Source organism: Sphingomonas folli (assembly GCF_019429525.1).
Classification (GTDB): domain Bacteria; phylum Pseudomonadota; class Alphaproteobacteria; order Sphingomonadales; family Sphingomonadaceae; genus Sphingomonas; species Sphingomonas folii.
This window is the reverse complement of record NZ_JAHXZL010000010.1, coordinates 144,062-158,750: the sequence shown is the minus strand read 5'-3', so window position 1 is coordinate 158,750 and position 14,689 is coordinate 144,062. Positions and strand designations below refer to the sequence as shown.

Sequence of the window (14,689 nt, the reverse complement as noted above, 5' to 3'; positions counted from 1 at the left end):
CCACGGTCGCGATCGTGACCCGCCGCGCGCAGAGGTCGCGCACCGTCGCTATCAGGAGATCGACCGCGCGGCGCCGCCGCGAGGCCGGAGGAACGCCATCCGAATCTTGTTGGTCTCGAGGAACTACTTTCCGGCGCGGGTGCACGGCGGCGCGCAGGTGTCGGTGATGCAGCTGGCGCAGGGCCTGCAGGCACGCGGCCATGCCGTGGCGGTGCTCAACGTCGACGATCACGCGCACCGCGGACTCCACGCCGCCAGCGGCATCCCCGAATATCGGCTGCGGCTGCGCAACCTCTACCTGCGCGGCGACCATCCCGCGCCGACGCGCATCGGCTGGCACCTGATCGATCGCCTGGGCGACCGCATGGCGGCGGACTATCGCGCGGTACTCCGCGACTTCCGCCCCGACGTCATCAACACGCACGTGATGGCGGGGATCGGTACCACGATCTGGCGCGTCGCGGCGGCGTGGGGCGTTCCCGTGGTCCACCGCGTCAGCGATTATTATCTCATGTGTCTCAATTCAGGCCACAGGAAGAAGGGCGCCAATTGTACGGGGGTGTGCCGCAGCTGCCGTGCGCTCGCGCTCGCGCCGGCGCGGCGGCGCACGCCGCTGGTTCGCCACGTCATCTACGTGTCCGAGAAGATCCGCTCGATCTACGACTGCAGCGACGTTTTCCCGCGCGACGTGCCGACGACGATCCTCACCGGTGCCTACCGCCCCGAACGGCCGGTCGCGCCGCGGCCGGACCTGCTCGAGCCCGACCGCCTCACGATCGGCTTCTTCGGCCGGATCTCGCCCGAGAAGGGGCTGGAACAGCTGCTGACGATGCTGCGCACGCTCCCGGGGGACAGCTGGCGGCTGCGCGTCGGGGGCGACGGCAGGTCCGACTATGTCAATCAGTTGAAGGAGTTGGCTCGTGACCTCCCGGTCGACTTCCTGGGCGTGCAGGCACCGGACGATTTCTATGCCACGATCGATACGCTCGTAGTGTCCTCTCTCTGGGATGAACCGTCCGGCCGCGTCGCGTTCGAGTCCGGGATCCACGGCGTGATCCCGATCGTCGCCGCGCGGGGCGGCCTGCCCGAGATGGTGGCGCACGGCGAGCGCGGGCTGGTGTTCGACCCGGACGCGCCCGCCACGCTGCTCGCCGCGATCGCGCGAGTCCGCGGCGATCGCGCGCTGCGCGAGCGGGTCCGCGCGCGCTGGCTGATCGACCGCCATGACTATGACCCGGACGTTGTCGCCGAGCGGACGCTGGCGATCTACGAACGGCTGGTCGAGGCACGGCTTTGATCGTGCAATATGAGGCCGCACCTGCGATAGCACGGCATAAACGGGGTTTTCGCATGAGGCCACAGCAGGATGGTAGCGTGATGACGATGGAGCGCGAGATCACCGCGGCGCCCCCGCTGCCCGCGCCCGCGGGCGCTGGGCCGGATGCCGCGGGCGAAGTGAGCGCGATCGACGCGCCGCTCCGCGACGAGGCCGAGTGGCGCGCGCACTTCGCCGGGCTGCGGGTCGCGATCGTGCATTACTGGCTGGTCGGGCCGGGTGGCGGCGAGAACGTGGTCAAGACGATGCTGCGGATCTTCCCGCAGGCGGTGGTCCACACCCTGGTCGCCGATCCCGACTATGCGCGCACGATCGTGCCCGACGAGCGGCTGCGCACCAGCTTCCTCCAGAAGGTCCCGGGCGCGGCGCGCTTCCATCGCTCGCTGCTGCCGGTCGCGCCGATGGCGCTCGAGAACCTCGACCTGGACGGCTACGACCTGATCATCTCGAGCGAGTCCGGCCCGGCCAAGGGGATCATGCCGCCGCTCAACACGGTGCACGTCTGCTACTGCCACTCGCCGATGCGCTACCTGTGGGATCAATATCATCACTACCGGCGCGACGCCTCGCTGCTGAAGCGGCTGGTGCTGTCGGTCACGATCCCGCGTCTGCGGCTGTGGGACGTGGGCAGTGCGCTGCGAGTCGACCGCTTCGTCGCCAACTCCCGCTACGTCGCCAGCCGCATCGCGCGCTATTACCGCCGCCCCGCCGAGGTGATCTACCCGCCGGTCGAGGTCGACGATTTCGCCACCTCGCCCGAGGTCGAGGACTATTATCTGATCACCGGCCGCCACGTCTCGTACAAGCGGATCGACCTCGCCATCGCGGCGTGCAACCGGCTCGGCCGCCGGCTGGTGATCACCGGCAAGGGCCCCGAGACCGCGGCGCTGCGCAAGCTCGCCGGGCCGACGATCGAGTTCGTCGGGCAATGCTCCTTCGCCGAGCTGAAGCGCTACTACGCGCGTGCGCGCGCCTTCCTGATGCCCGGGGAGGAGGATTTCGGCATCGCCCCGGTCGAGGCCATGGCCTCGGGCCGGCCGGTGATCGCTTATGCCTCGGGCGGCGCCACCGAGACGGTGGTGCCGGGCCTCTCCGGCCTGCATTTCGCCGAGCAGAGCGTCGACAGCCTGGTCGCCGCCATCGCCGCGTTCGAGCGCGACGAGGCGAGCTACGACGCGGGTGCGATCCGCACCCACGCGCTGTCGTTCAGCCGCGAGCGCTTCCTCGACTCCTTCGCCCGCTTCGTCGAGGCCGCGCTGGCGGCGCGCGCCACGCCGGCCGGCACGTTCCGCTGAGCCGGCGCGCGGTGGCGGGTACGGGGCGGGAGAAGGTGACGCTCTTCATCAACGGGCGTTTCCGCCAGCAGCCGATGACCGGCGTGCAGCGCTATGCCACCCAGATCGTGCTCGCGCTCGACGCGCTGGCGGCACGCGGCGCGCTCGCGATGGAGTGCCAGCTGGTGCTCCCGCCGGGTGCGCCGCCGCTGCCTCTAGGTGCGATCACGCAGGTGCATCACGGGCGGCTGCGCGGCCATGCCTGGGAGCAGGTCGATTTCGCGCGGATCGCGCGCCGTGGCGTGGCGTTGAGCCTGGCGGCGAGCGGCCCGGTATTCCAGCGGCGTCAGGTGGCGGTGATCCACGACGCCGCGATCTACCGCTTCCCCGAGAATTACTCGCGCAGCTACGTGCTGCTCCACCGCGTCGTCGATCGCCTGCTGGCGCGCGGCGCCACGATCGCGACCGTGTCGGACTTCTCGCGCGGGGAGCTGGCGCACTGGCTCGGGATCCCCGCCGACGAGATCGTGGTCGCGACCAATTCCGCCGAGCATCTCGACGCGACGCCGGATGACGCGGTGTTCGCCAAGCTGGGACTGCAGGACGACCAGCCCTTCTTCGTCACCATCGGCAGCCTCACCCGGAACAAGAACCTCCGCGTCGCGATCGAGGCGATGCGCGACCAGCGCCCGGCGGCGCGGCTGGTCATCGTCGGCCAGATCGACGGGGGCGTCTTCGCGGCGGAGATGCCGGACGCGCCCGAGCAGGTGATCCTGGCCGGGCGGCTCTCCGACGCCGAGGTGACCGCGCTGATGCGGCGCGCGCGCGCGTTGGTTTTCCCGAGCCTGTACGAGGGGTTCGGTATCCCGCCGCTGGAGGCGTTCGGCAACGGCTGCCCGGTGCTCGCGAGCGCGATCGCGCCGGTGCGCGAGGTGTGCGGCGACGCGGCCGACTATTTCGATCCGCACGACGCGGGCGCCCTCGCGGCGCTGATGCGGCGCGCGCTGGACGACGACGGCGCGTGGCGCGCGGATCGGCTGGCGCGCGGCCGCGCGCGTCTGTCGCATTTCTCTTGGGAGCGCTCCGCCGCCACACTGGCCGCCGCCTGCGTCGCGGCGGCGCGGCGCAGGTGATCGCGCGCGGATCGCGGGCGCGGCTGCCTCGTTCTAGCCGCGCCGGGAAGCTTGTGGGGAGACGGGCGATGAGCCTGAAGAGATGGCCATTGGCGGTCGCGGGCACCGTCGCCGCGACCGCGCTGGCGGCAGCCGCCTTGTGGTCGCAGGTGCCGACGACGACTCAGGTCAGTTTCGCGGCCACGCCGCCGGCCGGGCGCTACACGCCGCCGATCTTCGGCGCGCAGACTCATTTCGGCATGGGTCGTCTGCTCGGCTATACCGACGGCGCGCGCGCCGCCGCGCAGCTCCGCTCGATCGGCGCCGGTTCCTATCGCGACGGTGTCGTCTGGGCCCAGTTCAGCTTCCCGCCGGACGGTCCGCCCGTGATCAAGGACCCGCGACGGATCATCGGCTTCCTGCCGGTCGCCGGGGCGCGGCCGCTGTTCGGCTTCGCCGGCCCGCCGTTCCCGCTCTCGCCGAGCGGGATGCCGCTGGACGACGCGCAGCTCAAGCAGTTCGCCGACTATGCCGGCGCGCTGGTGCGCATGACCCGGTCGTACGACACGATCTACGAGGTGTGGAACGAGTGGAACCTGCGTGTCGGCCAGGTCAAGCCGCCCGCTCGGCTGACCGGCGAGGGCGACCCGTCGGACGCGCGCGCCGCGATCCACTATGCCGCGGTCGCCAAGGTGGCGGTCCAGGCGACCAAGCGGGCGAACCCGAACGCGCCGATCGTGGTCGGCTCGGCCGGCGACGACCCCGACTGGAAGTGGACGCAGGCGATCGTCCGCTACGGGGCGCTCGACGGCGCGGACGGCATATCGGTCCACACCTACAATCACTGCCAGGGCGTCAACAACCGCACCGCCAACGAGATGCTGACGCGGCTGCAGCGGCTCCAGACGCTGCTGCGCCAGCAGCGCGGCGGACGCGACACGCCGATCTACGTCACCGAGTTCGGCTGGCCGACCGTCGACGGCAAGTGCGGCGTCAATCAGCAGCGCCAGGCCTATAATTTCGCGCATTATATCCTGCAGTCGGCGACGCTGCCGTGGCTGCGCGGCTCCTGGGCCTATGAGCTCAAGGACGAGGGGCAGGATCCCAAGGACATGGAGCAGAATTTCGGCATCTTCGGCTACGACGATCAGCCCAAGCCCGCCGCCTGCTTCATCCGGGAGGCGCGCGCGATCGTGTCCGGCGCGCGCGCGGTCGAGTTGCAGCGCCCGCGCCCCGACGTGTTCGTGCTCCGCGCGACCATGGCCGATCGTCAGCTCGCGGTGGTCTGGACCAACAGCATGAACCCGAGCAGCCGCGTCCGCTTCGCCGGCAAGCCGGGCGTGCGCATGATGTGCGGCGATCCGGCGAGCGCTGACGGCGACCTGCCGGTCGGCCAAGCGCCCCTCGTGGCGCGCTACCCGCTCGGTCGCCCGGTCACGCTGGCGATCACCGGCTGATCGCGGCCGGCACGCGCGTGAGGGGGATGGGGTCGGTGCGCTTCTGCGACCTGGTGCTCGCCGACCTGCGCGCCAACACCGGCCGGACCCGCTTGCTCGGCGCGGTGCCCGCCTTCGTCTTTCACCCGGGCTTCGCCACCGTCTTCCTCCATCGGATCGCGACGGCGCTGGTGGGCACCCCGTGGGACAAGCTGGGCGCGCTGATCTGGGGGTGGAACACGCGGCGGAGCGGCTGTCACCTGCATCTCGAGAGCCAGATCGGCGCCGGCCTCTCCCTGCCCCACCCCGTCGCCGTGGTGATCGGCCAGGGCGTTCGCATCGGCGGCGACGCGACGATCTACCAGTCGGTGACGGTGGGCCGGTCGGGCCCCGACGAACATCCGGTGATCGGCGATGGCGCGACGCTCTATCCCGGCGCGGTGATCTTCGGCGCGATCACCGTCGGCGCCGGCGCGCGGGTCGGCGCCGGCGCGGTGCTGTTCGCGGACGTTCCCGACGGCGCCACCGCCGCGGGCAACCCGGCCCGCATCGTCCGGGCGACGAGCGCCCCCTGATCCGGCACGCGACGAATCAGGTCGCCGGGCGCGAGTAGATACCAGAAAATAGTTAACGCAAGTTCGCCCTGATACTGTGGCGACAAAGCTTGCTCATCGCTCGATCTTTCTTCCGTCCGATGCCAGAAGTCGGGCTCGGACCGCCGCCACATTAACCTCGTCTTTAGTGCACCCGCTTACTGATCTGCCAGCGCGGTAGCCGCGCGACATCCTGATCATCGAGACGGGCGGGGCAGGCGTGGCGAGCGCACGACGACGTACATCTTTGCTTACAGCCTGCGCCTGCGTGGCGCTGGCCAGCTGCGGCGGCGGCGGTGGCGGCAGCGGGGGCGCGACCGCCACCACGCCGGCACCCGTCGTCGTCGTACCGGCGCCGAGCCCGACACCGACCCCGGTCGTGCCGCCCGCCAGCTCGGGCCCGACCGACACGCCGACGCCGACGCCGACCGCGGTTGGCGGTGGAGAGATCGTGATCGTCACGCCGACACCGGCCCCGACGCCGGTCGTCACGCCGACGCCCACGCCGACGCCTACGCCTGCGCCGACCGCATCACCGACCCCCAGCCCGGCGCAACCGGCACCCACGCCCACGCCGTCGCCGACCACGATCCCGGCGGTGACGCCGACGCCCACACCAGCGCCCACCCCCACGCCAGCGCCCACCCCGACGCCTGTACCCACCCCGACGCCGACGCCACCGTCGAGCGGCGAGATCGTCGTCGTCACCCCGACACCGGCGGCGACGACCGCACCCGACACCACGCCCGCGCCGACGCCCACGCCGACACCCGCGGCCTCGCAGCCGGCCGGCGGCTTCGCCTATCTCGCCGGTCTCGCGAGCGATCTGGCCGACACGATCGCGAGTGCCTTCTGGCGCTTCCTCGCGCTCTTCACCGCCGACGGCACCAACCTGGCATGGAGCAGCGGCCTCACCGCCTTCCGCCAGCCCGTCCTGAGCGCGAGCGGCGCCGCGGCGGTGCCGCCGGACGTCATCCGGCTCGCCCGCCAGGCCACCTTCGGCCCCAACCCGCAGGTGGTCGCGCGGATCGCTGAGCTGGGCCTGCCCGGGTGGATCGACGAGCAGTTCACCTTGCGCGGCAGCACGTACAAAGATCTGATCGAGTGGGTGCCGACCAATTATTGCTCGGTCAACCCCGGCGTGCCGAAGTGCGTGCTGACCCATTTCAACCGCGCGCGCGTCGCGGCGCGGTTCTACGCCGACGCGACGATGGCGCCGGACCAGCTGCGCCAGCGGGTCGCCTTCGCGCTGTCGCAGATCCTGGTCGTGTCGAACCAGGGCGACTCGACGGCGGGGCTCGCCTCGTACCAGCAGCTGCTGCTCGACAATGCCTTCGGCAATTACGGCGAGCTGCTCCAGTCGGTGACGCTGCACGGCTACATGGGCCGCTACCTCAACATGGCCGACAGCGTCCGCACCGCGCCATCGGAGAATTACGCGCGCGAGCTGCTGCAGCTGTTCAGCATGGGCCCCGTCAAGCTCGCCCACGACGGCACCGCGGTGACCGACTCGGGCGGCCGTACGATCCCCAATTATGGTCCCGACGACGTGCGCGGGGTCGCGCGCGCGCTGACCGGCTGGACCTATGTCCGCAGCGGTGGCCGCACCGACTGGACCGGCGCGGACTATTCGCTGCCGATGGTGCCGGCGGCGGCGACCAAATATGACAGCGACGCCAAGTCCTTCTTCGGCACGAGCGTGGCGGCGGGGGCGAGCCCGGCGGACAGCGTGCGCGCGGTTGTGGGGGCGGCCTTCAACCATCCGTCGACGCCGCCGCGCATCGCCAAGCTGCTGATCCAGAACCTGGTGACCGCCAACCCGTCGGGCGGCTACGTCGACCGCGTCGCCGGGGTGTTCGAGAACAACGGCAGCGGCGTGCGCGGCGACCTGAAGGCGGTGGTGCGCGCCATCCTGCTCGACCCCGAGGCACGCGGCGACGAGCCGCGGGGTGACGCCGGCAAGGTGAAGGAGCCGATCCTGGTGATGACGTCGATCGCCCGGGCGATCGGGCTCTCCACCGACGGCATCGCCTTCGTGCTGAAGGACACCTATCTCGGCCAGCCGGTCTTCGGCGCGCCGTCGGTGTTCAATTTCTACCCGCCCGACTACCCGCTCCCGCGCGCGCGCGGGCTGGTGAGCCCGGCGTCGAAGCTGCTGTCGGCCGGCAACGTCACCGAGGTGCACAACCTCGTGTTCAACTGGACCATGCGCGGCGACGCGAACCGGCAGGAATATAGCTGGGACATGGGCCTGCCGAACTTCACCGGCACGCAGCCGCGCTGGACCGGCTGGGACGAGGTCGGCACCGACGTCGACCGGCTGGTGGCGGTCACCAACCTGCTGCTGCTCGACAATTCCGCCACCTCGGCACAGCTCTCGGCGCTGCGCAGCGCGCTGCTGTCGATCCGTAACAACGACGCGACGGTCCAGGCGCACAAGCGCGCGCAGGCAGCCCTCTACATCGCCGCGTCGAGCCCCAACTTCCTCGTCGATCGCTAAGGACCCGATAGATGTTGATGTCGCGCCGCCACTTCCATCGTCTCGCGGTCAGCACCAGCGCCGCCGCCACCATCGGCATGTTCGGGCGCGGCGCCGCGTTCGGCGCCACCACGGGAAGCTATCGCGCCATGGTCGGCGTGTTCCTGTTCGGCGGCAACGACGGCTGGAACATGGTGGTCCCGACCGATCCCGCCACCTACGGCGCCTATCTCCAGTCGCGCGGCACAGTGGCGCTCGCGCCCGGCGCGATCACGCCGCTGTCGGGCGTGTCGTTCGGCCTGCACAAGGCGATGGCGCGGCTGAGCGAGCTCTGGGATCGCGGCGCGATGTCGCTGGTGCTCAACACCGGCACGCTCGCCGCGCCGCTCGACAAGGCGACCTATACGGCGCGCCCCGACCTGCGCCCGACCAATCTGATGAGCCACGCGGACGAGCAGGAGCATTGGCAGTGCCTGCGCCCGCAGGGCACCAGCCTGGACGGGTTCATGGGACGGCTCAACGATCGGCTCGCCGCCGGCACGGTGCCGCCGCTGATGTCCTTCGCCGGCAACAACCTCGCGCTGATCGGCCAGACCTCGCGCCCGCTGGTGGTGCCGGCGACCGGCGCGCTGACGCGGCTCACCTCGGGTCAGAGCAGCATCGATTCCGCGGTGGCGAGCTTCGCTGACGGCAGCGGTCTCGGCACCTTGAGCGAGTCGGCCGGCACCGCTTACTCGGACGGTTATGCGATGATGGGCGCGACCGCCTCGCTCCTGGGGCAGACGAGCAGCGTCGACGGCTATTTCGTCGACCCCGACACCGGCGCCGCGCTGACCTCGGACATCGCCAACCAGTTCAAGCGCGTCGCCCGCATGATCGAGGGGCGCGGCACGCTCGGCCACGCGCGTCAGACCTTCTTCGTCTCGCACGGCGGCTATGACACGCATGACGGCCAGGTCACCGTCGGCGATACCGGCAGCGGCCGTCATGCCGTGTTGCTGAAGGAACTCGCGCTGGCGCTCTACGCCTTCTACAACGCGATGCAGGGGCTGGCGCTGCAGGACCAGGTGACGGCCTTCACGATGAGCGACTTCGGCCGCACCTACCAGGGCAATGCCCAATATGGCTGCGACCACGCCTGGGGCAGCAATCACCTGGTGATCGGCGGCGGGGTCGCGCAGCGCGGCGTGTTCGGCCGCTACCCGGACCCGACGCTCGGCGGCAACGATGACATCAGCTGGGAAGGGCGCTTCCTGCCGACCACGTCGCAGGAGGAGTATATCGGCGCCATCCTTCGCTGGCACGGCGTCAGCGACGCCGACATGCCCTATGTCGTGCCGAACTGGGCGACCTGGTCGAGCAACGGCCGCGCGCCGCTGGCGCTGTTCACCTGAGCGACGGTCAGCCGCGGCGCAGGCCGCGGCGCGCGGCGCGCGCGGCGAAACCGAGCAGGCGGAGCGGTCGCGCCGCGAGATAGGCGCGCCCCTCGCGCGTGCGCGCCACCGCGCCGACCAGGTCGCGATTGTCCCAGAGCATCCACATCACCGAGTAGAACGACCAGTCGTCGTACAGACGACGCAGCGCCGCCGGCCGATCGCGCAGCGCCGCCATCGCCTCATCCGCGGCGGTGATCCGGTCGATGACATAGCTCGCCGACTTCCGCGAGTTGGTCAGCGACCCGTCGCGCACCCGCTGTCGATAGAGCAGATCGGGCACGGCGACGATCAGGCGCGCCGCGAGGATCACCTTGAGCGTGAACAGATGATCCTCGTGCGCGCCGCGGTCGGTGAAGGCGGCGCCGCTGCGCTCGATCAGATCGCGTCGCGCGACGTACGTCCACACCGCCGCGGTGTACATCCGCTGGCGCAGATGATGCGCCAGCAACTCGCCGCCGTCCTCGTAGCGCCGCGCCTCCGCGTAGGCGACCTTGGGCGCGACCGGGACGAGCCTGCCGTCGCGCGCCGTCACCATCGCCGAGGAGAAGAACATCAGGTCCATCGCGGGGTGCAGCGCCTGCTGGCGGCGCAGCGTGGCGATGAAGTCAACGTCGATCAGGTCGTCGCTGTCGCAGAAGAACACGAACTCGCCGCGCGCCAGGCTGAGCCCGAGCGCGCGCGCGCGCGCCGCGCCCGCGTTGGCGGTCTGCTTGAGCACGACTTGGCGCCCGCGCGGACTGCGCGCGACGAACGCGCGGATGCGCGCGGCGGTGTCGTCGACCGAGCCGTCGTCGACCAGCACCAGCTCGTCGTCGTCGCCCATCTGCGCGGTGACCGCCGCGAGCAGCTCATCGATCGCCGGCCCGACGTTGTAGCAGGGTACGACGACCGACAGGAACACCGGCGCCGCGCTCACGACGGGCGCATCGCGCGACTGGCATGCCCGCCGAGCTTCGCGCTGAGCCCCGAGGCGGCGAGCAGCACGAAGTCGCGCACCAGCGCGAAGGGGGAGAACCACAGCCCGAGCGCGTAGCCGATCGCCCCGACGGCGACCGCCAGCGCGAGGTCGAGGGCGGGCCACGGGGTCGGCGCCAGCACCACGATCGCGCCCGCCCCGACGAAGATCGGCAGCGTCTGCGCGAAGGGGATCAGCACGTTGGTGAGATACTGGCGGCCGACCCCGACGACACACGCACGCACCAGGAAGAAATAGGAGGCGATGGTGTTGAGCAGCTGGACGATCAGGAAGCTGCTGGCGATGCCGACGATGCCGTAGCGCTGCCCCAGCAGGACCGCGAGCACGATGCCGATCAGCAGCTTGGCCACCCCCATGCGCACGTTGAGATGCATCTTCGCCTTGACCAGCAGCAGCGAGATCACCGGCGGATCGATGCTGCGCACCATGCCGACCAGGCACAGTATCTTCACCAGCACCGCGATGAAGTGCCATTCCGGCTTGAAGAACAGCTGCACCACCAGGCTGCTGCAGACGAACATGCCGGCCAGCAGCGGCAGGTTCACCAGCATGCCGTAGCTGGTCACCAGCAGGAAGTTGCGCGTCAGCTTGCTCTCGTCGTCCTGGATCTTGGCGAAGGCGGGGAACAGCGCCTGCACCAGCACCGGCTTGAGTCGCTCGATCAGGTTGATGCTGATGCCGTAGGAGATGTTGTAGCCGCCGATCGCGGTGAGGCTGACCATCCGCGCCATCAGCGCCGGATAGGTGTTCACGCTGACCACGTTGATCAGCGAGTCGAGCACCAGCTGGACCGAGTAGCGGATGTGCGGCCGCGCCGCCGGCCAGGAGAAGGTGAACGACGGGCGTCGCTCGCGCAGGCTGTGCGCGAAGAAGATCATGCAGCCCAGGGTCGTGCTGACGAAGAAGGCGACCGAGGCCACCCACGCCTTCTTGAAGATGACCGCGAGCGCGATCACCAGCACGCAGTTGGTCAGCAGCGTGATGATCGAGACGATCGCGACGAAGTCGAAGCGCAGCTCGCGCGACAGGATCGCGCGCTGCTGCTGCCCGAACGGCACGAACAGGAACACGAACGACATGATCTGCAGCTGGATCGTCAGCTCGGGCGACTTGAAGAAATGGCTCAGCAGCGGGCTGCTGAGAAACGCCACGACGAAGGTGACGAGGCCGAGACCGATGTTGATGGTGTAGAGCGAGGAGAGCTCGAGCTCGGTGATGTGACCGTGGCGGATGATCGAGTTCGAGATGCCGAAATCGATGAAGATGTTGAAGAAGGTGATGATCATCAGGGCCAGGCTGATGACGCCATATTCGTGCGGTGGCAGGATCCGCGCCAGCAGCCACAGCTGCAACAATCCCACGAACGCGCCGATGGCGGTGGACACGAAGTTCCACTTCACCGCCTTCATCGTCTTGGCTTTCAGTTCCACCGCTCAGGCCTATCCACCAGAAGACATCGACAGCAGCGCCGCGCCGCGATGGCGAGGGCGACCGGCCCATAGCACCGCTTCTCGCCGAAGCGGGTACGAATTTTGCCGCACTGCACCATGACGCGACGCCGCGGCGTCGGCGCCCCGGCAGCTAGGAGCGCAGCGCAGGGCGCAGCTCGGGGAAGCGCTCCAGCAGAGCGGCGAACTGCGCGTCGTTGCCGGATTCGTGGAAATTGTAGCTGTTGAGCGCGCTCTCCTGCGACGCCGGCCACTCCACGACGGGCAGGCGATGCGCCACGCGGCGCCGCGCGGTACCCTGGCGCACCGCCATGGCGAAGAACCAGATGTCGTCGGCGCGCGGGCAGAGCGCGAGATACGATTCGGCGTCGAGCACGTCCTCGTGCAGCGCGCCGGGCGGGTAGAGGATGCCCGACACGCCGGTCAGGAACAGCAGCCGGCCGGGGCCGAGGTCCCCGGTCGCGTCGGTATCGAACGCCCAATCCTCGTAAGCGGCGGGCTGCCCGCCCGCGTCGAACTGGGCGACATGGCCGCGATACCCGATCACCGCGCGGGGATGATCGCGGGCGGCGTCGACCAGCCGCTCGAGCCACAGCGGCTCGTAATAGACGTCGTCGTCGGTCGTGACGATCGTGGCGTCGGGGAAGGCGGCGAGCGCCGGCAGCAGTTTCTTGGCCGATCGCAGGTCGGCGCACGCGCGGATCTCGAGCCCGTGCTCGACCAGCGCGAGCACGTCCGCTGGCAGCGACGCGCGGTCCGGCGCGGCCAGCCACAGGACGAGATGGTCGGGCCGGACCGTCTGGTCCATCAGGCTCCGCAGCGTCCGGGCCAGGGTCGCGTACCGCTTGGGGTAAGAGGTCAGCGACACGACCAGCGGCGTCGCCAGCCCGTGGCGCTTCCGCTCCCCGACCGCGGGGAAGGCGTCGGTGGCCGCCACCGCCGCGGCGAGCCGGCGGCGCTGCTCACGCGGTCCCGCGACGTCGAGCAGACGCTTGAGCCGCCCCAGCAGCCGATAGCCGCGCGGGAAGGTCGACCGTAGTGCGCGCTTCAGCTTCAATGCCGGCACCTCCTGTTGCGCCCCGCGCCGCGCGGCGGCCCGTGCGGGCTTACGGTCGAGCCCGCCGCGCCGCAACATGCCGCGCGCTCACGCCGCGGGCCTGGCCGCGATCGCGTCGGCGAAGACGTCGCGATAGGCCGCGACCACCGCCTCCTCCGAGAAGGCCGCGAGCAGGTCGGGACGCCCGACGCCACCCTGGCGCCAGTCGTCGCGCGCGTCGATGGCGGTCGTCATCGCGGCGGCGAGCGCCGCGCTGTCATAGGCCGGATACACCGCGGAGCGGCGCGGCAGGTCGGCGATCTCGGGGATTCCGCCCGAATCCGCCGCGATCACGTTGCGGCCGAACTTGGTCGCCTCGATCAGCGTTCGGGTCAGCGGCTCTGGCCAGATCGAGGAGATCAGCGCGACGTCGATCGACTCGTAGAAGGCGGTGGAATCGGCGAAGCCCAGCCACTCGATCCGTGGATCCGGGTAACGGCGCCGCAGGTCCTCGACATAGCTCGCCAGCCCGACGCCGGCGACGCGCAGCCGCCAGTCCGCGCGCCCGAGCCGAGCGCAGGCGTCGAGCACCACCTCGATGCCTTTCCCCGACTCGACCCGGCCGATGTAGCCGAACGTCAGCGGCCCCTCGCGCGGCGGTGCGTCGTCGCGCTGCGGGTCGGGGATGATGTTGAAGATGCGGCGCCCGGGCACGCCCTCGAAGAAGCCGAACTCGCGGTGCTTGGCATCGACGAAATGGCTGATCGAGACCAGCTCGGTGACCTGCCGCGAGGCCTTCTTGCTGGGGAAGGTCAGCAGCCGGCACTCGGCGCAGCGCTTGGTGCACGTCGTGTCGTGCTGGAACAGCGAGGTGCGCACGCAGACCACGGCATAGTCGCGCAGCGTCTGCACGATCGGGATGCCGCGCCGCGACGCCTCGGACCAGACCGCGTTGCTGAAGCCGGTGAGCACGTTGCAGTGGATCACGTCGGGGCGAACCGTGTCCATCAGCGCGCCCACGCGCCGCGCCGCGCGCCGGTTCCAGCTGTTGCGAAGGTGCCAGCGGAAGCCCTCGATCGCCGAACGATCGACGACTTCCTTGCCGTAGGGCCAATAGATGTTGTCGAGCGGGAAGCGGTGGACCTCCACCCCGGTGGCCAGCCGCTCGGTGGTGGGCGCCGCGATGTCGTCGAGCGTCGCGACGGTGACTCGGTCACCCCTCCGCGCGAGGCCGTCGGCGAGCAGGGACACCGACTTCTCGGCACCGCCGATGCGATGGGGCGGGTAGAGCGCGTTCACGATCAGGATGTTCACAGATGACACCGCGGAGCCGTAGATGGTTGGGAGTGCGCCATTCGCGCCGGGCGGACATGCGACCGAGGCGGCCTTAGGCAGCGGCTCGGGCGGACGCAAGCGCCGGTTCCACGGTGCGTCGCGCGCCCACGACGGGCCGGTGCCCTGATAGGGTCGCCGCGGGTCGCCGGGCTGCCCGCGGGGTCAGCGGCCGACTACCCCGGGTGGCTGATCCGGCGCGCCGCGGCTGCCCATGGCGCGCCTCTGTCT

12 protein-coding genes are annotated in these 14,689 nt (G+C 70.3%); 7 read left to right on the top strand and 5 right to left on the bottom strand.

The features are described from left to right. Positions 1–109: 109 nt before the first annotated feature. The 5 genes from KZ813_RS15600 to KZ813_RS15580 all read left to right on the top strand — a co-directional run bounded on the left by KZ813_RS15600 (position 110) and on the right by KZ813_RS15580 (position 5,733). On the top strand, positions 110–1,297 hold the full coding sequence (locus KZ813_RS15600) for a glycosyltransferase (protein ID WP_219755903.1): 1,188 nt from the start codon (positions 110–112) through the stop codon (positions 1,295–1,297). A gap of 53 nt (positions 1,298–1,350) precedes the next feature. Next, entirely contained in the window at positions 1,351–2,631 is a 1,281-nt protein-coding gene (locus KZ813_RS15595) for a glycosyltransferase (RefSeq protein ID WP_219755902.1), read from the top strand. Between the two features lie 35 nt (positions 2,632–2,666). Then, entirely contained in the window at positions 2,667–3,743 is a 1,077-nt protein-coding gene (locus KZ813_RS15590; RefSeq protein ID WP_219755901.1) for a glycosyltransferase family 4 protein, read from the top strand. A gap of 68 nt (positions 3,744–3,811) precedes the next feature. Then, positions 3,812–5,179, top strand: coding sequence for a cellulase family glycosylhydrolase (locus tag KZ813_RS15585; protein ID WP_219755900.1), 1,368 nt, complete (start codon positions 3,812–3,814; stop codon positions 5,177–5,179). Positions 5,180–5,196: 17 nt separating this feature from the next. Further along, entirely contained in the window at positions 5,197–5,733 is a 537-nt protein-coding gene (locus KZ813_RS15580) for a serine O-acetyltransferase (RefSeq protein ID WP_219755899.1), read from the top strand. Positions 5,734–5,826: 93 nt separating this feature from the next. Here the strand turns inward: KZ813_RS15580 and KZ813_RS20415 are convergent, their stop codons facing one another. Next, on the bottom strand, positions 5,827–6,366 hold the full coding sequence (locus KZ813_RS20415) for a hypothetical protein (protein ID WP_308461911.1): 540 nt from the start codon (positions 6,364–6,366) through the stop codon (positions 5,827–5,829). On the opposite strand from KZ813_RS20415, the gene KZ813_RS15575 reads away from it, so the two are divergent. Then, entirely contained in the window at positions 6,350–8,251 is a 1,902-nt protein-coding gene (locus KZ813_RS15575) for a DUF1800 domain-containing protein (RefSeq protein WP_308461910.1), read from the top strand. The genes KZ813_RS20415 and KZ813_RS15575 overlap by 17 nt on opposite strands. Positions 8,252–8,262: 11 nt before the next feature. Beyond that, positions 8,263–9,624 carry a DUF1501 domain-containing protein gene (locus tag KZ813_RS15570; protein WP_219755897.1) on the top strand — a complete coding sequence of 454 codons (1,362 nt, stop codon included), beginning with the start codon at positions 8,263–8,265 and terminating at the stop codon, positions 9,622–9,624. Positions 9,625–9,631: 7 nt separating this feature from the next. Here the strand turns inward: KZ813_RS15570 and KZ813_RS15565 are convergent, their stop codons facing one another. From KZ813_RS15565 to KZ813_RS15550, 4 genes are all read right to left on the bottom strand, one after another. Then, the gene (locus KZ813_RS15565) at positions 9,632–10,582 is read right to left on the bottom strand and encodes a glycosyltransferase (RefSeq protein WP_219755896.1); all 951 of its coding nucleotides are present in this window, start codon (positions 10,580–10,582) and stop codon (positions 9,632–9,634) included. Continuing rightward, complete coding sequence (locus KZ813_RS15560; protein WP_219755895.1) at positions 10,579–12,072, bottom strand: MOP flippase family protein; 1,494 nt, start codon at positions 12,070–12,072, stop codon at positions 10,579–10,581. Before KZ813_RS15560 ends, KZ813_RS15565 begins: the two co-directional genes overlap by 4 nt. Before the next feature lie 151 nt (positions 12,073–12,223). Beyond that, positions 12,224–13,147: a glycosyltransferase family protein gene (locus KZ813_RS15555; RefSeq protein ID WP_219755894.1), complete on the bottom strand. Its 924-nt coding sequence runs from the start codon at positions 13,145–13,147 to the stop codon at positions 12,224–12,226. Positions 13,148–13,234: 87 nt separating this feature from the next. After that, a complete protein-coding gene (locus tag KZ813_RS15550) occupies positions 13,235–14,449 on the bottom strand; it encodes a glycosyltransferase (protein ID WP_219755893.1) in 1,215 nt (404 codons plus the stop codon). Between the last annotated feature and the right edge of the window lie 240 nt (positions 14,450–14,689).